Source organism: Kribbella catacumbae DSM 19601, from assembly GCF_000372465.1.
Lineage (GTDB): Bacteria > Actinomycetota > Actinomycetes > Propionibacteriales > Kribbellaceae > Kribbella > Kribbella catacumbae.
In genome coordinates, this window is sequence record NZ_AQUZ01000029.1 from 96,795 (window position 1) to 119,742 (window position 22,948).

Here is a 22,948-nt window from a genome sequence, read left to right on the forward strand (position 1 = left end):
TCAGCTACTGGGTGCTCAGGTGCCGGAGAGCGGGTAGATGCGCGGCAGGATGTTGTAGTCGTCGCCGTTCGGGCGGAGCGAGATGTAGGTGCCCGAGTACAGGCAGCTTGAGGTGGAAGTGTTGTGGTTGAGCGATAGCGCGTGGCCGAGTTCGTGGCAGGCGATGGTGCGGTGCTGGTTGGCCGTCAGCGGGTAGCTGTCGTTCAGCTTGACCGTCACCGGGCCCTGGGTGCCCGGGGACCAGGTTGTCAGGCCATACCAGCCGGTGGCGCCGTAGCCGCCGTTGTAGACATGCACACAGTGCGTGCCGCCCGGGCAGCCCGCGGTGTGCCAGCGGTAGTAGGCGTCGATGCCGACCGCCTGGTACCAGTCGTTGACCGCACTGGTCACCGGCCATGCCGACGAGGTGTGGTCGAGGAAGTAGACCTGCGGGTCACGGAACGCGCCGTAGCTCCAGCGGTGGTCGCACCACTCACGTGCGGTTCCGTAGCTGAGGCACGCGAGCACCTGCTCCTGCTTCTGACCGGGCTGCTTGGTGGGCGGCTGCTGGCCCTTGTTGAGCACTCCGGTGATGCCGCTGCGGCGGAGCTTCTCCCGGAGCTGATCCGGTGTCACTCCCGCGGCAGGGTCGTAGATCGTTACGGTGACGGTGCCGTCCTTGGCCTTGCCTGTCACGTAGACGGTGTCGCTGTGGTCGTCGGCGGCCGCCGCGGCCGGGCGAGCCGCACTCGCACTGGTCGCCTGGACGCTCTGATCGTTCGCTGGCTGGGCATTGCTACTGGTCGTCAGGGCCACGACGGCCATCCCCCCAACAGCGAGTACTGCGGTAACGCGTACTGCTTGCCTCATCTTGTTCCCCTCAGTCGGTCCGTGACTTTGTGTCAGCGGATCGGGACTCTCTGATTGCAGCGGGTTCGAGGGAGTCCTGACAGGCAGTAGACCCGGCAGTTCGGTTGCTGCCGGTGGTGGTAAATCGCCGTCATCCGTTGGTCACCTGGATGTCAATCATTGGCCGCTCGGAGCGGGAAGCGTCGCGGGTATGGAAACCTCCCGTAGATCCGTCCTGAAAGCCGGTCTGGCTTCCACTGCGGCCGTCGCCGGCCTGTCCAGCCCGACCAGCCCGACCACCGCGGCCGCCACCCCGCTCCCGCAGGACCCGTTCACCCTCGGCGTCGCGTGCGGCGACCCGTGGCCCGACGGGTTCGTGCTGTGGACCCGGCTCGCGCTCAACCCGCTCGCCGAGAACGGCCTCGGCGGCATGCCGTCCCGCCCGTACGCCGTCCAGTGGCAGGTGGCCATCGACGAGCGGTTCCACCACGTCGTGCGTTCCGGAGTCGCCGTCGCCCGTCCGGAGCACGCGCACTCGATCCACGTGACCCTCGAAGGGCTGCAGCCGGCTCGCGAGTACTGGTACCGCTTCCGCGTCGACGGCCGGGTGTCGCGCGTCGGGAGAGCGCTCACTGCTCCGGCTCGCGGCACGACTCCGCGCGAGCTGGCGATGTCGTTCGTGTCGTGTTCCCAGTTCGAGCACGGCTGGTTCACGGCGTACCGGCGGCTGGCGGAGGACCGGCCCGATCTGGTGCTGCACCTGGGCGACTACCAGTACGAGTACACCAAGAACACGTACGTCGCGCCGGGTGGGAACGTGCGCGATCACGATGGGCCCGAGACGACGGATCTGGCGTCGTACCGGCAGCGGCATGCGCAGTACAAGACCGATCTCGACCTGCAGGCGGCGCACGCGGTCGCGCCGTGGCTGGTCGTCTGGGACGACCACGAGGTCGACAACAACTGGGCCGACGAGATCCCGGAGAAGCCTGAAGAAGGCTTCCGCGAGCGGCGGGCCGCGGCCTTCCAGGCGTACTACGAGAACATGCCGCTGCGCGCGACCTCTAAGCCGCGGGGCATCGACATGCAGCTCTACCGGCGGGTGAAGTGGGGTGAGCTGGCGACGTTCCACATGCTCGACACCCGGCAGTACCGAGACGACCAGGGCTGCGGCGACGGCTACAAGGACTGCCCGGCCGCCGTCGACCCGAAGCGCTCGATCACCGGCAGCCGGCAGGAGAAGTGGCTGCTCGACGGGTTCCGCCGGTCCGACGCGCGCTGGGACATCCTTGGCCAGCAGGTGTTCTTCGCCCAGCGCGACAACACCGAGGGTCCGGCGAAGCTCACCTCGATGGACGCCTGGGACGGGTACGTCGCCTCAAGCGACCGGATCACCCGCGGCTGGGTGGACGCGCGCGTGCGGAACCCCGTCGTACTGACCGGTGACGTGCACGCGCACTGGGCATCGGACCTGAAGCTCGACTACGACGACCCGACCTCGCGGACGGTCGGGTCGGAGCTGGTCTGCTCGTCCATCACCTCCGGCGGCAACGGCGGTGACTCGGCCTCGGGCTCACATCCGTGGCTGCGCTGGAACCCGCACCTGCGCTTCCAGAACAACCTCCGCGGCTACGTGAACACCACCATCACGCGGGAGTCCCTGGTGGCCGACTTCCGCTGCGTGCGCGCGGTCAAGACGAAGGACGCCGAGGTCTTCACCCGCGCCCAGTTCACGATCGAGGACCGCAAGCCCGGCCTGCACCAGACGGCCGACACCCCACCGACCGCCGCGGCCGCTCTGCGCACCACCCCCAGCATCAACACCATCGCCTGGGAAACCGAGCGACCGTAAGGATCGGAACTCCAGGGCTCACTCGGTGAGTGCGCTCTGGAGTTTCTCGGCGTACTGCGCTGCTTCGGTGTCGTCGGCGTACTTGGTGCGCGGCCAGAAGAACCCCCGCAACCCGTCGCCCTTGGTTCGCGGGACGACGTGGACGTGCAGGTGCGGCACCGACTGGGAGACGACGTTGTTGACGGCAACGAAGGAGCCCTGCGCGTCGAACGCGGTACGGACTGCTGCCGCGACGGAGCGAGCGGCGCCGAACAACGGCATCGCCAACTCGTCGGGCAGCTCCACCAGCGTCGCGACGTGCTCGCGCGGCACCAGCAACGTGTGGCCTTTGAAGACCGGCCTGAGGTCCAGGAAGCCGAGCACCTCAGGGGTGTCGTAGACCAGGTGCGCCGGCGTTGATCCGGCGATGATCGAGCAGAAGAGACAGTCCGCCATCAGCCCAGCTTCTCGTCAACGAAGCACCAGCGCCAACTCTCGCCTGGCTCGAAGCTGCGCATCACCGGATGTGAGGTCTGGTCGAAGTGCTTGCTGGCGTGCCGTCCGTAGGACGAGTCGCAGCAACCAACGTGACCACATCCCAGGCACAGTCGCAGATGCACCCAGGTGGCGCCTTCCTGGAGGCACTCCTCGCAGCCCTCGGGCGTTGTCGGGGTCAGCACGCACGGCGCGCCGGCCAGGTGCTCACACTCTCCGGCCGTCGACTGAGGAGCCCTCAGGTTCTGGGACTGTCCACCGACGTCGTCAGCCTCGGCCCGGTCCAGGATGGACTCCTCGATGTCGAGGGTGATCTGCGCGCGCTGCAGCACTTCGTCGGCGACCAGACCGTCGTCGCGGACCTTGAGGATGTGTGCCCGCTCGGTCTCCAGCATCGCCATCCGCAGCCGGCGGTAGGCCTCGCTCGGCGTCTCGAGATCTGTCTCCGACCGGCCGAGCCGCTCCCACGCGGCGAGTGCTCGCGACTCGCCCCGCTGACGAAGCAGGGCGACGACCTCGGGCGGGTCGTCCGGAGTGACGATCTCGTCGAGCCTCTCCTCCGCGGCTCGATGAGCACCCTGCAGTACAGCGGCCTCCTGCAGCGCGTCTTCCGCCGGATCCGGGCCGGGCAGGCGCAACCGGCGTACGAGCCAAGGCAGGGTCGAACCCTGGAGCAGCAAGGTTCCTGCGGTCACCACCAGCGCCATGAAGACCAGTACTTCGCGATGGGGGGTGTTCTCCGGCAGGACGAAGACAGCCGCGAGGGTGACCACGCCGCGCATCCCGGCCCAGGAGACCACGACGAGGGCCTGCACCGAGACAGGGCCGGGCCGCGAGCGGCCGAGGATTCGCCGGGACAGGTAGGTGACCGGGAAGAGCCAGATCGGGCGCAGCAGAACGGTGGCGAGGAAGACGCCGACCGTGGCGATCGCGATCGTCCATGCCGACAGGGGACTCTCGGAGAGATCGTCGAGAATCCAGCGGGTCTGCAGGCCGATCAGCAGGAACACGGTGTTCTCGAGCAGGAACTGGAACGTGCGCCAGTTGGTCCGCTCGGACATCCGCGAGGCCGCCGACTGGATGATCGGCGCCTTGTGGCCGAGCAGCAGGCCGGTCACGACGACGGCGAGTACGCCGGACGCGTGGACGTAGTGGTTCTCGGCGGCGACGTACGCGATGAACGGCGCGGTCAGGCTCAGGGTGGTGTCCAGCACGGGGTCGGTGAAGCGCTTGCGGACCTTGGCCAGCACGATCGCGACCACCAGACCGACCAGTACGCCGCCACCGGCCGCGCGGAGGAAGTCGAGGCTCACGTGCAGGAAGGTCGGCGCGATCAGGGCGGCCGCGATCGCAGTACGCAGACACACGAGTGCAGTCGCGTCATTGAGCAGGCTCTCGCCTTCGAGGATCGTGACGACGCGACGGGGGAGTCCGACCTTCTTGGCGATCGCAGTAGCGGCGACCGCGTCGGGCGGCGCGACGACGGCGCCGATCGCGAAGGCGGCCCAGAGCGGGAGTGGCTCCTGCCCGTCGGCGACGGCGGGTGCGCCGAGCAACCAGTAGGCGACCAGCCCGACGCCGGCGGCGGTGAAGGCGACCAGGCCGACGGACAGCAGCCCGATGGACCGGCGGTGCTTGGAGAAGTCGACAAGGCTGGTCTTGATCGCTGCGGAGTACAGCAGCGGTGGCAGGAAGCCGACCAGGACGACCTCGTGGGAAAGCTCGACTCGTGGCACGAACGGCAGGTACGACGCGGCTACACCGAGGACGACCAGTAAGAGGGGAGCCGAGATCCCGATCCGCCGGCCGAGCGCGGCACCGGCCGCGACCACGGCGACGAGAGCAACGATCTCGATCGCGATATCCACGCGCACAGTGTGGCAGGCGGCGTGCGTCCCGGGCGGCGTGGTTCGCCGAGAGCGGAGCTACGACCTGTTCTCCCGGCGCCGGATCATTTAGCGTGTGCGCTCCGAGAGATCGCATTCACTGGGGGTCACCCATGCGCCGCCGCTCCGCCGCCCTGATCACCGTTCTTGCCCTCGCCACACCGGCCGTGCTGCCGTCCCCGGTCGCCGCGGCGGAGAGTGTGACGACCACCAACGCCTGTGTCGAGAGCGTGCCAGAGCCGGCCACGACAACTCCGGTACGGATCTGCTACTCGCTGTTCCAGCCCGCCGGCAGTTCGGCGTCCCGCACCGTCCCGCTCATCTTCCACAGCCACGGCTGGGGTGGCAGTCGCACCAAGGACCCCGCTGCCTTCAAGCCGTACCTCGATGCCGGGTACGGCGTACTGAGCTTCGATCAGCGCAGTTTCGGCGAGTCGACCGGCGTCGCCCACGTGATGAATCCGGATCTCGAGGGCCGCGACGTGATCAAGCTGGTCGACCTCGTCGCGAGCCTCGACTGGGTCACCAAGCAGCGCCCGGGCGACCCGTTGATCGGGGCGATCGGCGGCTCGTACGGCGGCGGCTACCAGTTCGCGGGAGCCTTCACGGAGCTGCGCGACAAGGGCCGTACCCGCTTCGATGCGCTGGCACCCGAGGTCACCTGGTGGGACCTCAAGCAGAGTCTCGCGCCGTCGGAGGCCGCCCGGACGATGTGGCTGACACTCCTGTACGCCGGCGGCGGCACGCACCTCCCGCCGGCTGTTCAGGCCGGATTCGTCGCGTTGATCACGACCGGCCATTGGCCGACCGGTCAGGCCGGCCGCGACCTCGACGCGTTCTTCGCCAAGAACGGACCGGCCTGGCACGTCAAGCACGGCCGCAAGCTCGACATCCCGGTGCTGATCGGCCAAGGCCTGCCCGACAACCTCTTCAACCTCAACCAGGGCCTGCAGAATTTCGACAAGGCACTCACCGCGCGCGCCCGGTCCCGCTCACTCCTGGTCGGCTACAACGGCGGCCACGTCCTCCCGAGCGTCGTCCCGCCCGGGTTCTACACTCCCGGCGACCCGTGCTCGATCGCTCTCGGCAGCCCGAACTTCGTCAGCCTCGCCCAGCGGTTCATGGCCCTCAACCTGAAGCGGCAGGACACCGGCCTCACCGGCTTCGGCAGCTACCACCTGGCCACCGCCGACGGCCGTTGCCTGACGCAACGAAACCTGAAGCCGAACAAGCAGTACCAGCTCGGCAGGATCACCACCGCCACGACCATCTTGGCGAAGGGGCCGATCACTGTCGGGGGTGTCCCGCAACTCAGGGCGAAGGTCAGTAGTGTCCTCCCGGACGCCGGCGCCTTCTTCGCACTGAGCGTCGGAACCACCCCGCTCGACGCGAAGATCGTTCAGAACAACACGATGCCGCTCCGCGAGCAGCACCCGGTGCGTGGGGTCAGGCGCACGATCGACCTGCCGGGCATCGCGGTCGACGTACCGGCTGGGAAGTCGATCTTCCTCACGGTCTCACCGGTCGCCGACATGTTCGCCGGCCAGAACGGCCGGGTCCCCAGCCCGCTGCGGCTGGACGACGTAACCCTGCGCCTGCACCGAGTCCGCTAGCGGACCTTGTCGAGATAGGTCTTGAAGACCGTCAGGAACGGCTCTTCGGAGGCGACCGCCGTCACCAGCCAGTCGGCGGTCGCCTGCGCCTGCTCGATCACGTCGGCCGGATAGCCGTACTTCACCTGGTGCTCGGCGAACTCGTCCTCGTCGTCGACGTAGATCCTGCCGTCCCGCTTGCGGATCACGTCCAGATCGAGATCGATCATCGTGAACACGTCCTCGCCGAACTCGACCGCCGACGTCACGTCGCAGTAGATCTCGGTGGAGCGCGGCTCGTCGTTGAAGAGCGCGGTGAACCCGCGGTCCCGGGAGAACAGCTGGACGTGGGCCTGCTCCTGCGTCACCTCCGGCTCGTCGCCGCGCTGGGACACCGAGTTCGCCCGGGCGCCGAGCCAGACGCCGTACTGGTCCTCGCCCAGGTACTCCATCCACTGGTGCCAGTGAAGCTTCTCGTCGTACTTGCGATAAACCACCCGGACGTTCCGCATGGCGTCACCGTACCGGCGCCTGCGGTCACTGACCTCTGGATATCCTGCGCGTATGCGGCGAATGCTGGTCACCGGCGGTGCGGGCTTCATCGGCTCGAACTTCGTGCACGACACGCTGCGGCGCTTCCCGGACCTCGCGGTCACGGTGCTCGACGCGCTCACGTACGCCGGCAGCCAGCGCAACCTCGACCCGGTGTCGGACCGGATCACCTTCGTGCACGGCGACATCTGCGACGCGTCGCTGGTCGACGGGCTCGTCCAGGACACCGACGTACTGGTCCACTTCGCCGCCGAGTCGCACGTCGACAACTCGCTGAACGACCCGTCGCCGTTCATCCGCACCAACATCCTCGGCACGTTCACCCTGCTGGAAGCGGTACGCCGGTACGACAAGCGACTGCACCACATCTCCACCGACGAGGTCTTCGGCGACCTCCCGCTGGACAGCGTCGAGCAGTTCACCGAGACCACGCCGTACGACCCGTCCAGCCCGTACTCCGCCAGCAAGGCGAGCTCGGACATTCTCGTCCGCGCCTGGGTCCGCTCGTACGGCGTACAGGCCACGCTCTCGAACTGCGCCAACAACTACGGCCCGTACCAGCACGTCGAGAAGCTGATCCCACGCCAGATCACCAACGTCCTGCTCGGCGACAAACCCAAGCTCTACGGCGCCGGCGACAACATCCGCGAATGGACCCACGTCGACGACCACAACGACGCGGTCCACCGCATCATCGCCAATGGCCAGATCGGCGAGACCTACTTGATCGGCTCCGGCGACGAACGAAGCAACAAACAAATCATCGAACAAATCCTCACCCTGATGGACCACCCCGCCAACGCCTACGACCACGTCCCCGACCGCCCCGGCCACGACCTGCGCTACTCCAACAACACCACCAAACTCCGCACCGAACTCGCCTGGACCCCCACCTACGACTTCACCACCGGCCTGTCCAACACCATCACCTGGTACCGCGAAAACCCCACCTGGTGGAAACCCGCCAAATCAACCACAGAAGCCAAATACAAACTCCTCGGCCGCTGACGTGGCTGCGCACGCGTAACCCGGCGCCGATGGCCCCGACACGCCGAGAGAAGGGCTTGCTGGCCGGACCTGGGTATGCGTGGACGTCCGGACCTCTCCCGGAAGTGTGGCCAGGGGCTTTGTCGTCGTTCTGTCGGCGGCGACTTGATCCACCAGTGGTGGGCTCGGGCCCATCCGCACGGCGTGAAGGAAATTGGTCATAGAGCGGCAAATTTCCTTCACGCGGTGGGGTTGAAGCCCGCCAGTGGCGGGCTCGGTCGTGGTTGGGTTGAGGTCTGCCGGATAGCGAACGGTGGTGCGTTGACGGGGTCGGGGGACGGGACTAGCGTCGGAAGCAATCCCTCGGAACGGCGTTGATCCTGCGTTTTTGCGCAGAGGTTCGCCGGTGGATGGGACTCACCTGGTACGGGGCAGGCGACGACCGCATCGCTACACCACAGGGCGGTCGCGGTCCGCGGTCGAAGCAGCTAAGCCCGGTCGAACTCGGACGAACGAGTTGGTGATGCCGCTGGTGCAGCTCGACAGCAGACAGCGCAGCAGGCCGTATCGCAGGGCTCCACGGCGTTCGGCGCCGGAGCTTCCCCGGAGAGGAGCAATAGTCGTGCCTGGCAACAGGGCAGTCATTTACAAGGGACCAGGTGACGTGGCGGTCGAGACGATCGACTACCCGAGCCTGGAGCTCAAGGATGGTCCAGGGGTCAACCCCGCGAACGTGGGCCGGCAGGTCCCACACGGGGCAATCCTGAAGGTCGTCGCCAGCAATATCTGCGGCAGCGACCAGCACATGGTCCGCGGCCGGACCACAGCACCGCCGGGACTCGCTCTCGGCCATGAGATCACCGGCGAGGTGGCGGAGATCGGCCGGGACGTCGAGTTCATCAAGGTCGGCGATCTGGTGTCGGTCCCGTTCAACATCGCCTGTGGACGGTGTATCAACTGCAAGGAGGGCAAGACCGGCGTCTGCCTGAACGTGAACCCGGACCGGCCGGGCTCGGCGTACGGGTACGTCGACATGGGCGGCTGGGTCGGCGGCCAGGCGGAGTACGCGCTGGTGCCGTACGCCGACTGGAACCTGCTGAAGTTCCCCGACAAGGACCAGGCGCTCGGGAAGATCCGCGACCTGGCGATGTTGTCGGACATCTTCCCCACCGGTTACCACGGCGCGGTCACGGCCGGGGTCGGCACTGGTTCCAGTGTGTACGTAGCAGGGGCCGGACCCGTCGGCCTGGCCGCGGCGACGTCGGCGTTCCTCCTCGGAGCGGCGGTCGTGATCGTGGCTGATCTGCAGAAGGAACGGCTGGAACAGGCCCGCAGCTTCGGTTGCGAGACGATCGATGTGTCACAGGGCGAACCGAGGGACCAGGTTGAACAGCTCCTGGGCGAGCCGGAGGTCGACTGCGCCATCGACGCAGTCGGTTTCGAGGCACACGGCCACGGCAGTGATGCCCAGGCCGAGCGGCCGGCGACCGTTCTGAACACGGTCATGGATGTCACCCGGGCCGGTGGCGCGGTCGGCATTCCCGGGCTCTACGTCACCGGCGACCCCGGTGCGAGTGACGATGCCGCGAAGATCGGTTCCCTGTCCATCCGGCTCGGCCTCGGCTGGGCGAAGTCGCTGTCGTTCACGACAGGGCAGTGCCCGGTCATGCGGTACAACCGCCAGTTGATGAAGGCGATCCTGAACGACCGTACGCAGATCGCGAAGAACGTGAACGCCACGGTCATCCCGCTGGATCAGGCGCCGCAGGGGTACGCCGAGTTCGACAAGGGAGCGGCCCGCAAGTACGTGCTCGATCCGCATGGACTGATCAAGTAGTAGCCGCCATCAAGACGGGAGCAGGGCCACCGGCCCGGCTCCCGTCATACTGCGAATGAGGGCAAACCGTCACGAGAGCGACTTTCATGAGCAGCGACACCCGACTGGACCTCGAGTTCGCCTACACGACCTACCAGGACTCCTGCCGCGACCTGTACTCGCCGCACTACTACTGCCGGCGCCCGATCGGCCACGACGGCGTACACGCCGCGGGCTTCGGCTCGAACCGGCTGCGCTGGGAACACGAGCCGAACCACGCCCCGCACATGCTGTCCTAGCGTCCTGAGCTGGGCACTACCCGCGCCAGGCCACGAGACGTCGGGGACCGGTCCTCGTACGGCGGTGTCGCCTCCTCGCCTGGTGTTACAGGAATTGCAGCTTGTTGCATGTCGTGATCGTCACATAGACGCAGAGTAGCGCCCACCCGCACACTTGACCGCTGCCCGGCGTGAGGCCCGGCTGGCATTTGCCGGGGAGGGCATCGTGGGTGGATGGATCGCGGGGAACAGTGCTGGGCGACGACTGCTGGCCCTGGTTTCGGCCGTTTGTGTGGTTGCGGTTCTCGGAGCGAGGGCGTTACCGGGGAATGAGGCAGTTGCGGCGCCCGTAGCGGCTGTACGGACCGAGGCTGATGCGGCCGCACGCGCGGTGCAGACGGGGGAGCCGGTCGAGATCCCGGATCGCACCACGGAGACGTCGCAGACGTTTGCCAACCCGGATGGCTCGCTGACCGCGAAGCTGGCCAATGAGCCGGTTCGTGTGCGGCGGGGTGATAATTGGCGTGCCGTCGACACCACGCTTGAGTTCCGTCCGGACGGAAGCGTCGGACCGAAGGCGGCGCTGTCCGACATCACACTGTCGAGCGGCGGGCCAGGGCTGCTGGTGAAGTCCGGCACCAAGGACGGCAGTCTGCAGTTGCAGTCGCCTTGGACGCTTCCTCGTCCGACGCTGTCCGGTTCGAAGGCCACGTACGCCGACGTGATGGCCGGCGTGGATCTGGTGACCGAGGCAACGACCGACGGTTTTACCTACAACCTCGTGGTGAAGAACCGCGAGGCCGCCTTGAATCCGGCCTTGAAGTCGATCCATTTCCCGGTGGTCTCGGCCGGTCTGTCCCTTCGCACCAACCGACCGGCGGGACCGGCATACGTGGCCCAGGACGGCCGCCTGGTGATGACAGCCGGCAGTGCCATCATGTGGGACTCGGCCAAGCCGGGGCCGCAGGCAAAGGCCGCTCAATCGGCGTCCTCGGAGCAGCTTGTCGGTGAAGGTCCCCGCGGCGCGCACGTGGCGAAGATGGACTTCAAGGGCGACGCGAGTGGCCTGACCGTGGTCCCGGACTCTGCGCTGCTCACTGGGGCGTCCACCGTCTATCCGGTCGTTCTCGATCCTGTGGTGTCCACACCGACGAGGTCCGCGTGGGCGGCCGCCTGGCAGTTGTACCCGACGACTTCGTTCTACAAGACGACCCACAGTCTCGGTGTGGGTTACGAGGACTACGAACAGCACAAGATTGTCCGGTCGTTCTTCCAGTTCAGCACGGCTGCGTACGTGGGTAAGAAGATCCTCGGGGCGACGCTGCGAACCTACGAGACGCACTCGGCCAGTTGCACTGCTCGCTCTGTGACCGTGACTCGCACCGCGCCGATCTCGGCTGCGACGACCTGGAACAACCAGCCGGTCGCCCAGCTCTTGGCAGGCAGCAAGAGTTTCGCCAACGGCTACAGCTCGTCCTGCCCGGACGCGTACGTCGAGATTCCGGTCACCAACTCGATGGTCGACACGGCAGCCAAGGGATACAGCACGTCGACGTTCCGGTTGAGCGCGACCGACGAGACCGACGGCATTGCCTGGAAGCAGTTCGACTCGACCGGCGAGCTAGAGATCAGTTACCTGTCCCAGCCCGCTGTGCCACGCAGGCTCGGACTGACTGATCCCGAGGTCGGCTGCGGGACGGCGACAGCCCCGGACACTGTCGATTCGGCCAATCTGCAGTTCGGGGTGACCCCGATGTTGTCGGCGAACGACCCTGGCAACCGGGTTCGGGCCGAACTCCAGATCTACAGTTCGTCGGGAAACCCGTTCATCACGCGGCAGACGGCGCTGGACAGTCAGGGTACTCCGTTGACACTGACGATCCCGATCTCTGAGTTCCCTGATCAGGTCACCTACCATTTCAGGGCGCGCACGTTGTACCCGTACAGCGGCGGTGTGCTGGCTTCCGGCTATACGATCTGGTGCTATTTCAAGGTCGACAGACTCGCTCCACCTCCGCCGATCGTCACCGCCAAGTACGGGTCCGTCGCTCTTGCGAACTGCAAGACATCGGGCACCACCTGTGAGGAGATCGTCCCGTTCGGTGGCACGGTCTCGTACACGATCAAGGGCGCGGTGGCGGACGTCCTGCGCCACGAGTACTACTACCAGGGCGCGAAAGTCCGGTCGAAGGTGAACGGCAATACCGTCACCGTCAACCTTGTTCCCAGTCAGAACGGCTACAACACGCTGTACGTCGTGAGCTTTGACGCCGCTGGACATTCCAGTGAGCCGGCCGGCTTCCTGATCAACCTCAAGAGTGCGGCGCCTCCGGTAGCCGCCTGGTCGTTCGACGACGGCAGCGGAGGCACCGCGGCGGATTCCGCGACACCGGCTCATCCACTGACGCTTGCCGGGGGAGCAGCGTTCGACGACGCGGGCCGTGACGGCGGATCGATCCAGCTGGACGGTGTCGATGACTACGCAGAGACTCCGACGACGGTGGTGGACACGTCGCAGAGCTTCACCGTATCGGCCTGGGCCCGGGTGACCTCGGTCAAGGAAGCCGTGGTGGTCGGTGCCGCAGGCAACATCTCCAGCGCGTTCGAGCTCTACTATTCGGGGTCGTTGAACCGCTGGGTCTTCATGCGCGTGAAGACCGACACCATGTCGCCCGTCAATGTGAAGGCGTTGTCCGACGAACCGGCAGTGGTCGGCGCCTGGACGCTGGTCACCGGCGTGTACGACGCCAACCCGGCGGCGCCGAAGATCAAGCTCTACATCAACGGGCGTTTGCAGACGGCAGGCAATGTCGCCTACCCGGACTCAGCCTGGAAGGCGACCGGTCCGTTGAGTATCGGCCAGGGGCAGTACAACGACATCTTCGGCAACCGATTCGCCGGCTCGCTGGACGCGGTCCGGATCTGGCAGCGGCCGCTGAACGCCGAAGCGGTGATGGCCGAGGTCGAGATCCGCAAGGCTGACCGGGTGGTCGCCAGCCGGGCGGCTCGCTGGCCTCTGGACGGCGCGACGTTGGGCGCGGATCAGGTGTGGCGCACGGAGGACACGATCTACGGCGCGAACATGGCGATCTCGGGGTTCGGCGGCAGCACCGACCAGTCGGCGGCATTCGTCGAAGACGATGACCGAGGCCGGGTGCTCCAGTTCAGCGGTGCGGCAAGCGAGGCGCTGTCCCTGCCGCGTGCGGTGATCGATGGCGGGACGAGCTTCTCCGCAGCTGTCTGGGTGAAGCTCGAAGACGCGACCAAACCGGCAGTGATCGCTCGTCAGGCGGGGCCGGACCGCGATGCCTGGCGGTTGGAATGGAAGCCACTCAACGCTCTGAACGGGCAGTGGATCTTCTCGCGGACGCCGGCGGATACGACTGAAGCGTCTGTCGCCGTCTTCGAGACCAGCATCGACAGCGTCACCAACTACTGGCACCTTATCGTCGGTACCTACGAGGCCTCCGCCGAGGACGCAACCGGCTCCGGCCTGCTGGGGGAGATCGGCATCACGGTGAACAAGAGGGCTTTAGAGGGCGGCCGGGACGGCTACCACAAGCCGTACCGGCTGGGCAGCACTGTGATCGGCAAAGGCAGGACTGCGGGCGCGGAGGTCGTCGGTCAGCTCGACGACTTCCGTCTGTATAACGGACCGCTGCTCGACCAGGCAATCTGCGACGAATTCCCCGATCTCGAGGGCAACTGCCCCATCCCGGCGGGCTGACCGATGACCGACAAGAGGAACAAAGCGATGAGTAGAGCAGTTGCTGTTCGTACCGCGGTCCTCGTGACGGTGTCTGCCTGCGCTCTGCTGGCGGGCGGCCTGCCGGTGATCGGTGCGCAGACCAGCTCGGCGGCGACGATCTCCAAGATTCCGCCGTCGCCCAAGGCCCGTGACGCCAAGGTGCGGGCACTGGAGGTCGCGACAGCCAAGAGGTCCGTGGAGCAACGAGCCCGCGAGATGGTCCGCGGCCCGCAGCCCAAGCCCGCGACGTGGCCGACCGCTGCTGACCAGGCGGTTGCCCTCGGCCCGGTCGCCGGCTCGGCGATCCAGCTGGCGGCTCCGAAGGCTCGGGCTAAGGGTGCGCCGGCGACACCAGCGAAGATGCGGGTGCGAGTGCTGGACCAGAAGGCGGCGACCGCTGCCGACGTGTCCGGTTTCTTGCTCGGTCTGACGCGTGCGGACCAGGGTTTGGGCGAAGCACCGGCTCAGCTCACCGTCGACTATTCGGGTTTCGCCGAAGCGTCCGGAGGCGATTGGGCATCTCGGCTCAAGCTGGTCTCGCTTCCGGCCTGCGCCCTGACCACCCCGAGGGTGGAAGGCTGCCTGACGCCGGCCGAGGTCGGCTCGGTCAACAACATCGAGAAGCAAACCCTGACGGCTCCGGTGTCAGTCGGGAACATCGAACGAGTCATGGCGGTGACTGCGGATTCAGGGGGCAGTGGCGGTGACTATGCCGCGACCTCGCTCTCACCGGCTGCCTCTTGGTCCGCCGGGCGGTCGAGTGGTGACTTCACCTGGAACTACCCGCTGCGGGTGCCTCCGGCTCCGGCGGGTCCGACCCCGAAGCTGTCCATCGACTATTCCGCACAATCGGTCGACGGGAAGACAGTTGCCTCGAACAGCCAGTCGTCGTCGGTCGGCGAGGGGTTCGGGCTGACGGAGTCGTACGTCGAGCGCAAGTACGGCTCGTGCAAGGACGACGGACAGGTGGGCAAGTACGACCTGTGCTGGAAGTACGACAACGCGACCGTGGTGCTGAACGGTCAGGCCAACGAGCTCGTCAAGGGTACGAACGGCTGGCGGCTGAAGAACGACGACGGTTCGAAGGTAGAGAAGGTCGTCAACCCGACGGCCAACGGCGATGACGACAACGAGGCGTGGAAGGTCACGACGCTCGACGGTACGCAGTACTACTTCGGGCGGCAGCTGCTGGCTGGGCAGAACTCGGTGTGGACCGTCCCGGTGGCCGGTGACGACGCGAACGAGCCGTGCAACAAGGCGACATTCGCGACCTCGTTCTGTGACAACCAGGCCTGGCGCTGGAACCTGGACTATGTGGTCGATCCGCACGGCAACGCGATGTCGTTGTGGTATGCGAAAGAGATCAACTACTACGCCAAGAACGGCGCTACGACCGCGACCAAGGTCTACGACCGCGGTGGCTACCTCACCAAGATCCTGTACGGCCAGCGCTCCGACGCGATGACCGCGACGGCACCGATGCAGGTGCTGTTCGAGACGCAGGAACGCTGCCTGACCAACTGCACGTCGCTGACGAGCGCGACCAAGGCGAACTGGCCCGATGTTCCGTTCGACCAGATCTGCGCGTCCGGTGCGACCTGCACGAAGGTCTCACCGACCTTCTTCTCCCGTCGACGGTTGACGCAGGTGACGACCCAGGTGCTGAAGGGAGCGGCGTACCAGAGCGTCGACGGCTGGGCACTGTCCCAGGACTTCCCGTCGCCAGGCGATCCCATGTCCGGCAGGGCGCTGTGGCTGCAGTCCATCACCCACACCGGCAAGGCCGTCGCACCGACTGCCGCCGCCCCGCTGGTCGTGAGCTTCGGGAAGAAGCCGCTGCCGAACCGCGTCGACACCGACAGCGACGGCATCGGCCCGATGATGAAGATCAGGGTCGGAAACATCTGGACCGAGACCGGCGCCCAGATCACCGTGAACTACGCGGAGCCGGAGTGTGTGGCCGGCGTGAAGATGCCGGCCTCCGCAGACACCAACACGATGCGTTGCTACCCGGTGAAATGGCAGCCACCACTCTCGGCCGAGCGTGAGGACTGGTTCCACCGGCACGTGGTGACCGAGGTTCGGGTCAACGACATCACCGGTGGCGCGGACGCCGTGGTGACGAACTACGCGTACGGCGGCGGTGCTGCCTGGCACTACCAGGAAAACCCGCTCATCCCCGCGAAGGACCGCAACTGGTCGGACTGGCGTGGCTTCCGCACGGTGACCACGTCGTCCGGTGATCCGTTCCAGCCGGGTCCGCGGTCCAGGGTGGTGACGTCGTACTTCCGTGGCATGCACGGCGACAAGCTCAAGGCTGGCGGCACGAAGTCGGTCAGCGTGGCCGATACCCTCGGAGGCGCCCGGGCCGATGTCCCTGCGCTCAATGGACTCGTCCGAGAGGCCATCGCCTATGCATCGGACAGCAGCAACACCGAGATCTCCGGCAGCCTGACCGACTATTGGGTCCACGAGACCGCCGCTCAGACCATCGAGACCGGCCTGGTACGCCGGGCGAACATCACCAAGCCCTCGGCGGTGGCCGGCCGGATCACTCGCGACGGGGGCCGGAGTGACCTGGTCCACGTCGCGCTGACCGAGTACGACCCAGCCACGGGGCTGGTGGTTCAGACCGAGGATCAAGGCGACTCGGCGAAGGTCGATGAGACGTGCACGCTCACTTCGTACGCGAAGAACGCCGCCACCGGGCTGGTCGTGCCGTCGCGGATCGTCACGTCGGAGGGCCGATGTGATGCAGCTTCGGCGTTCCCGCCCGAGAACCGGGCGATGACCGACACGCGGACCTTCTATGACGGCGGCTCGCTCGGCGCGGCGCCGACGAAGGGCGAGATCACCACGACTCAGCGGCTGGACGGGTATCGGACCGGACAGCCGACGTACCAGACGGTGGGGACATCGACGTACGACGTTCTGGGGCGGGTCACCTCGACGACCGACGCGATCGGGCGCGTCTCGACCGTGGCCTACACGCCAGCCGGCGCTGGAGCGCTGACGCAAACCACCAGCAGGACACCAGCCGTCGTGACAGCCGACGGGGTCAACAAGAGTCTTGAGACGAAGACGACCTTCCTGCCGGAGTGGGGGAGCGCCTCGCAGGTCACCGACCCGAACGGGAAGCTGACCAGCCTGGACTACGACGTCCTTGGACGACTCACCAGTGTCTGGCTGCCGAACCAGTTGAAGTCGGCTGGCAAGCTGCCGAATACGAAGTACGCCTACAGCCTGTCGAGTACTGCGCCGTCGTACGTTCGGACCGATTCGCTCAACATCCTGGCCAACGGCTACTTGTCGGGCTATGCGATCTACGACTCGTTGCTCCGGCCTCGGCAGAGTCAGGAGGTCGCGGCGAACGGCGGCCGGCTGATCAGTGAGACCAAGTACAACTCGCGCGGCCTCGCCATCGTCAACAACAAGGATCTGTGGAACAACGCGGCGCCTGCCGGAACCATGCTGAGCGTCCTCGACGCCGAGGTTCCGAACGAGACCCAGACGACCTACGACGGCGCCGGACGAGTGACGATGTCCACCTTCGCCGTTTCGCGACAGACGAAGTGGTCGACAAGGACTCTCTACAGCGGCGACGCGATCACCACGCTGCCGCCGAATGGTGCGGCGGCTACGACAGAGATCAAGGACGCGGTCGGGCATGTGGTCGAGCGGCGTGAGTACGACAGCAGTGTCCAGACACCCGGCTTCATCAAGAGCAGCTACACGTACGACGTAGCCGGCAAGCTCACCCAGCTGACCAGTGCGGGGGCGACCTGGACGTACGGACACGACATCCTGGGCCGTCAGACCACGGTGAACGATCCTGATTCAGGAACGACGACCTACGAGTTCGACGCAGTGGACCGGGTCACCTCGGTGACGAACGCGAATCAGAAGACGCAGATCACGACCTACGACAATCTGAATCGCAAGGTCGCGGTGCACGAGGGATCGAAAACCGACGCCAACCTGAGGTCGGACTGGATCTACGACGCGCCCGGCAACCTCGGTCAGCTCTACCAGTCCGCCCGCTATCCGGCGGGAAAGAGCGGACCGGCGTACAAGTCGAAGGTCACCACGCGGAACGTGCTGTACAAGCCGACCGCGACGAGCGTGGTGATCCCGGCCGCGGAGGGTCGCGAGCTCGACGGTATCTACGAAACGATGACCGGCTATGCGCCGGACGCGTCGACGATCGACTTCACCGACCTGCCGGGCGGTGGCACGCTCGGTTCCGAGATTCTCAACTACACCTATACCCAATTGGGTCAGCCGGTCTCGATGAAGAGCGGCGACGGCGTCTACGTCAAGGACCTGAAGTACACGGAGCTGGGCGATCCCGAGCGGTACGAGTTGGGATCGAACGAGGACATGTACGTAGTGAACACGTTCGAGATGGGCACCCGCCGGCTGAAGCAGACGCTGGCCGGCGACGTGAACATCGTTGCCAACCACAACTACGAGTACGACCCGGCCGGGAACCTGCTCAAGGACAACAACCTGGTCGGTGGGGATACCCAGTGCTACGACTATGACGGTCATCGGCGGCTGACTGAGGCGTGGACCCCGGCCGACGCCGACTGTGGTGCGGCACGGTCGACGGCGGCGCTCGGCGGACCGGCGGAGTACTGGCAGTCGTGGACCTACACGGCGAACGGACTGCGGAAGACGCAGACTGATCACACGGCGCTCGGCGACACGCTGCAGACGTATAACTACGACACGACTCAGCCGCACACGGTGAAGTCGATCACCACTACGGGCGCGGCGCCGAAGCCCACCGCGACGTACGCGTATGACGTCGGCGGGAACACGACGGCGCGGCCGGGTCCGACCGGCACTCCCGCGCAGACACTGGCCTGGAACGCGGACAGCAAGCTGGAAAAGCTCAGCACTACGGCCGGCGACACGTCGTACGTCTACGACGCCGGCGGCGGCCTGCTTCTTCGCAAGAGCCCTGGAAAGACGACCCTGTACCTCGGGTCGCTGGAGCTGACGCTGGACACGGCGACCCGGGCGGTGACCTCCAAGCGGGAGTACTCACTCGGCGGCCAGGCGGTCGCCGTGAAGTCGACTGTCACCGACCGCAAGTGGCTGATCCCCGATCACCACGACACGACCCAGGTCTCGGTCGACTCAACCACCCTGGCAACGGTGACCCGCTACAGCACCCCCTTCGGCGAGTCCCGCGGCGTGGACCCGGCCAACTGGCCGGACAACCACGGCTTCCTCGGCAAGCCTCTGGACAAGACCACGGGCCTGACCCATGTAGGGGCCCGCGAGTACGACCCTGCGATCGGCCGCTTCATCAGTGTCGACCCGTTGATGTCCACCGGTGATCCGCAGCAGATGCTCGGCTACACCTACGGCAACAACAACCCGACCTCAATGTCAGACCCCACCGGCCTGATGAACCAGGGCGACGGGGGAGCGCCCACGCCGGCGCCGACTAAGCCGGTGGTCGAGAAGCCGACAGGGGGCAGCGACAAGGGGACGAACCAGGCCAACCCGGGCGGCGACGACGGCGGCAACGACCACGGCGGTGGTGGCTCCGACAACAACAACGATGGTGGCGGCGGTGTCGCGGGCTGGTTCAAGAAGGCCCAGAAGAGGCTCGACGACTCCAGTCGCAACGACGCGCAAGGGCAGATCGGCCACGGTATCGCCACTGGGATGCTGAACACCGCGAAGGGCAGCATCGACCTGGTCCTGGTCTCTCGTGAATGCACCATGAGTTTCACCGGCGCCATCTGCTCGGCGACCATCCAGAACTTCGTGGCGATCACCCGCACACCCCAAACACTGGGCCAGGCGATGGTGGCGGGAACCACCGACCCGATCATCCAAAACCTCAAAGCCGGCAACTGGGGCCAAGCCATCGGCCAAGGCGCCTGGACCGGCGCCGAAATCCTCCTCGGCACCAAGGGCGCCGGCGCCATGGCTTCCGCCGCCGCCCGTACCGCTGAGACCACTGCAGCCAACGCCGCTGCAAGGACAGCGGCTGCGAGTTCCAGTGTGGAGACCGCGGCGGTAGTAGTGCCGCCTTACGCGCGGTCGCAATACATACGGATGTCGCCCTCCGCGCGTGCAGGTGCGCTCGCGAAGGCGCCCACCTGTCCGTATTGCGGAACCAAACCGTCGACTGCCGGTGATCACATCGTGTCGCTGAAGCAGGACTGGGACACTGGCGGCTGGGCGGACGATAGAGTTACACGATCGACTCGTGCGAATAGTCCTGACAATCTGATCGGTGCATGCACGCCATGCAACAGCAGCAAGAAGTCGCACGAACTTGGGCCGGGGGCAGGTCAGTGGTGGCCTCCTGGCTGGCCGGCTGGTGTCTGGTGGCCTTATGGAGGTCCGTAAGTGAATGTAGTCAACGCTGTTCGCGATCTGTATCGAGGTCGCTGGGGTGAGCCGTCTCGGAAGGCCTCGTTCCGGACTGGGGTGCACGAGATCGAGGTCTTCAAGTGGGATGCGGCCTCAACCGGGGAAGGAGTCGACCTTTACGCGACACTTGGTTCCAGCGGGGAGGACATGCCAGGTGCTGAGCGGGGGCATCGCGTCGAGTTCTTCGTTGGGCTCCAGCCTGGCCGCGATGCCCTCGCCTCGCCATTGGCGGCATTAGGGCTGTTCGCCCGACGGGAGGGTGTGCGTGTCGATCATGGGCACACGGTTCCGGCCGACGAACCACTGTGGCCGGGCACTGATATGCGTACGCTCCTGGTGCTGCGCCAAGCCGCCCAGATATTGCCTGCGCTCCAACTGGACGGTGGGGTTCACGTCGAGTTTCTTCAGGTTGTGCCGGTCTTCGAATCGGAGCGCAAGTTCACGGCTGAGCACGGCGCCGACGCGCTGCTGAAGCGCTGGGAGGCGGCTGGAACACCGTTCTGGGACCCTCGCCGAGCCGCCGAGCCGGCCGCATAGCTGTGGTTCAGCTTGCGGGTTGCCTGAACGAGCTTGAAGAGGTCGGTGGGTGCTCGCCGACAATGCATCGCTGGCTGTCGCTGGAAGCCACAGGCGCTACGCGAATATTCTCACGGGAGCCGAGAACCTCACAGCATGACCAAGTCGTACGTTGTTCGGGACTCCGAACTGGATTATGACTCGAACCTGGTGTTCACGCTCGACGGAAGGCGGAGTGGACAGCCCGACCTCTATCGGCACCTCCACCGTCGTGCGGGCGGAAGCGTTCAAATCATCCGGGGAGCTCCAATGATGTCCGAGGCCAGTGCGTTCCGCATCGAGGTTCTCCTCTCATTCCAGAGGGCGCTGTGGGACATGGTTACGCCCAGTCTCCGGGGAGTTGCGGTGAAGCCGATTGGGCCGCTGATCGAGGCGCGGTTTATCTATGATGCCGTGCGTGAAGAGGAGCGAATGACCGTGGCCGAGGTCGAGGCTTACGTGGTGGCAGACTTTGTTCCACCGGTCGACGTCAGCTTCACCGCTGTTGCGGTTCCAATCAGTGCACCGCGCGAACTTGAGCCAGGTGAGCAGTGGGTCTATCTCCGGCGAGAGAGCGAGCCAGAATAGTACGGCCTGCAGGGATGCCAGCACGGTGTGCGCTAACACTCGAGGAGGTTGAGTGTTAGCCGGCGGAGGTGAAGGGGCGGAGTTTCTCTAGGTAGAGATAAACAAGGCGACGCAGACCGCGCTCGCGTTCTCGAAGCGTCATGCGGCACCGGGCTACTACGATGTCATCGGGCATGGATCGCCAAACAGTCTGTCTGGCATGTCGGCGGACAAGTTGGCGAGTAAGACTACTGAAAGCTCTGAGCCCGGATCCACCGATCGGGTTTTGGTTGTTGTTTCGTGAGGGATTTTGAAGTTTGTTGGAGCGCTGGCTGCGTTCGGGTGTGGCGGGGTCGCCGGTCTGNCCGGCTTTTCCACTTCTGGTTCCTTGGTTGGGCCCTGCGGGCGGTTGGTCGGGTCAGACAGCGTGTTGTCGGGGCGGTCGGTGGACGGCGTTGTGCAGGCCGGTCCAGGCGTCTTGCCAGGGCCATTGCTCGGGCATGTGCAGAGTCAGNCGCCGGGNGCNGCGGGCGAGTCTGGCGGGNACGTTGATCAGGTGGGCGCGGATGGTCGCGGTGGTGGCGCGGGCGTGGAAGGTGCTGGCGAGGACGCCGGCGGCGCGGGTGAGGTTGTGCGCGATCGCCCACAGNACTGTCCAGGCGGCGTTGGCGTGGAACGCCCCGGAGGGCAGGTGGGCCAGGGCGCTGCCGGCGGCGTCGGCGATGACTTGTTCGATGATCGCGTGATCGCGGTGCTGGTCTTCGGCCTGGAGCATCTCGATGCTGNNGGTGNCGAACACCGCGTGGTGACGCCAGTTGGTGAACAGTTCGTCTTGNCCGGCAGCGGCGGTCGGGTTGAGCCGTTTGACCCGGCGCACGATCAACCGGCCGTGGACCTGGTTGTTCTTCGGCTGCGAACAGAACGCGGTGTAGGAGATCTCGGCGACTTCGGCGTCGGAGACCAGTTCACCGGTTTCGGTGTCGACGAACGCCTCGGGGTAGTGGATGGGTGTCCACCCGGTGTCGCCGATCGTCGCGATCGCGGCGTCCACGCTCGGGTTGGAGCCGGTGGTCAGCGACACCGACGCGCCGTAGCGGGCCGCGGTCGCGGCCACGCCGGCGGTGTAGAACTTGCTGTCGGCGCGGACCACGACCCGCGCGGCCGGGGCGATCGCCCGGACCGTGGTCAGGGCTTCGGCCAGGAACCGGGCTGCCCCACGCACGTCGGCGGACTTGCCCTTACGGAGCCGGACCGCCACCACCACCGGCCGCGCGATCGGGGTCGACAGGGTCGCGATCAGCGGGTGCAGGGTCTTCTTGCCCTTCAACCGGCCCACCTTTGCGCCCTGCTTGGCGTAGCCGTACACCTGCCGATGAGTCGAGTCCAGGTCCACGAACACCACCTCGTCCGCGCC

At 66.2% G+C, this 22,948-nt stretch carries 14 protein-coding genes; 9 read left to right on the forward strand and 5 right to left on the reverse strand.

Annotated features, from left to right (window positions below):
* Window positions 1-15: 15 nt before the first annotated feature.
* The gene (locus tag A3ES_RS0127215; protein ID WP_157630772.1) at window positions 16-849 is read right to left on the reverse strand and encodes a zinc metalloprotease; all 834 of its coding nucleotides are present in this window, start codon (window positions 847-849) and stop codon (window positions 16-18) included.
* 190 nt (window positions 850-1,039) lie between these two features.
* On the opposite strand from A3ES_RS0127215, the gene A3ES_RS0127220 reads away from it, so the two are divergent.
* On the forward strand, window positions 1,040-2,680 hold the full coding sequence (locus A3ES_RS0127220) for an alkaline phosphatase D family protein (protein WP_020390007.1): 1,641 nt from the start codon (window positions 1,040-1,042) through the stop codon (window positions 2,678-2,680).
* Between the two features lie 18 nt (window positions 2,681-2,698).
* Here the strand turns inward: A3ES_RS0127220 and A3ES_RS0127225 are convergent, their stop codons facing one another.
* Window positions 2,699-3,115, reverse strand: a complete 417-nt coding sequence (locus A3ES_RS0127225) for an HIT family protein (protein ID WP_020390008.1) — start codon at window positions 3,113-3,115, stop codon at window positions 2,699-2,701.
* Window positions 3,115-5,022 carry a Na+/H+ antiporter gene (locus tag A3ES_RS0127230; protein WP_020390009.1) on the reverse strand — a complete coding sequence of 636 codons (1,908 nt, stop codon included), beginning with the start codon at window positions 5,020-5,022 and terminating at the stop codon, window positions 3,115-3,117. The genes A3ES_RS0127225 and A3ES_RS0127230 overlap by 1 nt, the downstream gene beginning before the upstream one ends.
* A gap of 131 nt (window positions 5,023-5,153) precedes the next feature.
* Between A3ES_RS0127230 and A3ES_RS0127235 the strand changes: the two genes are divergently transcribed.
* On the forward strand, window positions 5,154-6,653 hold the full coding sequence (locus tag A3ES_RS0127235; protein WP_020390010.1) for an alpha/beta hydrolase: 1,500 nt from the start codon (window positions 5,154-5,156) through the stop codon (window positions 6,651-6,653).
* Here A3ES_RS0127235 and A3ES_RS0127240 read toward each other — a convergent pair.
* Window positions 6,650-7,144, reverse strand: a complete 495-nt coding sequence (locus A3ES_RS0127240) for a DUF402 domain-containing protein (RefSeq protein ID WP_020390011.1) — start codon at window positions 7,142-7,144, stop codon at window positions 6,650-6,652. The two genes, A3ES_RS0127235 and A3ES_RS0127240, sit on opposite strands and share 4 nt — an antisense overlap.
* 52 nt (window positions 7,145-7,196) lie before the next feature.
* Between A3ES_RS0127240 and rfbB the strand changes: the two genes are divergently transcribed.
* From rfbB to A3ES_RS0127275, 7 genes are all read left to right on the forward strand, one after another.
* On the forward strand, window positions 7,197-8,192 hold the full coding sequence (gene rfbB, locus A3ES_RS0127245; RefSeq protein ID WP_202806597.1) for a dTDP-glucose 4,6-dehydratase: 996 nt from the start codon (window positions 7,197-7,199) through the stop codon (window positions 8,190-8,192).
* Between the two features lie 601 nt (window positions 8,193-8,793).
* Entirely contained in the window at window positions 8,794-10,008 is a 1,215-nt protein-coding gene (fdhA, locus tag A3ES_RS0127250) for a formaldehyde dehydrogenase, glutathione-independent (protein ID WP_026163241.1), read from the forward strand.
* 86 nt (window positions 10,009-10,094) lie between these two features.
* A complete protein-coding gene (locus tag A3ES_RS0127255; protein WP_020390014.1) occupies window positions 10,095-10,286 on the forward strand; it encodes a hypothetical protein in 192 nt (63 codons plus the stop codon).
* A gap of 370 nt (window positions 10,287-10,656) precedes the next feature.
* Window positions 10,657-13,992 (forward strand): LamG-like jellyroll fold domain-containing protein, encoded by a 3,336-nt coding sequence (locus A3ES_RS0127260; RefSeq protein WP_020390015.1) that lies wholly within the window; start codon window positions 10,657-10,659, stop codon window positions 13,990-13,992.
* 27 nt (window positions 13,993-14,019) lie between these two features.
* On the forward strand, window positions 14,020-20,388 hold the full coding sequence (locus tag A3ES_RS48655; RefSeq protein WP_169501808.1) for an RHS repeat-associated core domain-containing protein: 6,369 nt from the start codon (window positions 14,020-14,022) through the stop codon (window positions 20,386-20,388).
* Window positions 20,389-20,949: a suppressor of fused domain protein gene (locus tag A3ES_RS0127270; protein WP_083933733.1), complete on the forward strand. Its 561-nt coding sequence runs from the start codon at window positions 20,389-20,391 to the stop codon at window positions 20,947-20,949.
* Between the two features lie 135 nt (window positions 20,950-21,084).
* Complete coding sequence (locus A3ES_RS0127275; protein WP_020390018.1) at window positions 21,085-21,555, forward strand: MafI2 family immunity protein; 471 nt, start codon at window positions 21,085-21,087, stop codon at window positions 21,553-21,555.
* A 397-nt stretch (window positions 21,556-21,952) separates the two neighbouring features.
* Here A3ES_RS0127275 and A3ES_RS48660 read toward each other — a convergent pair whose 3' ends face one another.
* Window positions 21,953-22,936: an IS1380 family transposase gene (locus A3ES_RS48660; RefSeq protein WP_051084821.1), complete on the reverse strand. Its 984-nt coding sequence runs from the start codon at window positions 22,934-22,936 to the stop codon at window positions 21,953-21,955.
* Window positions 22,937-22,948 lie beyond the last annotated feature (12 nt).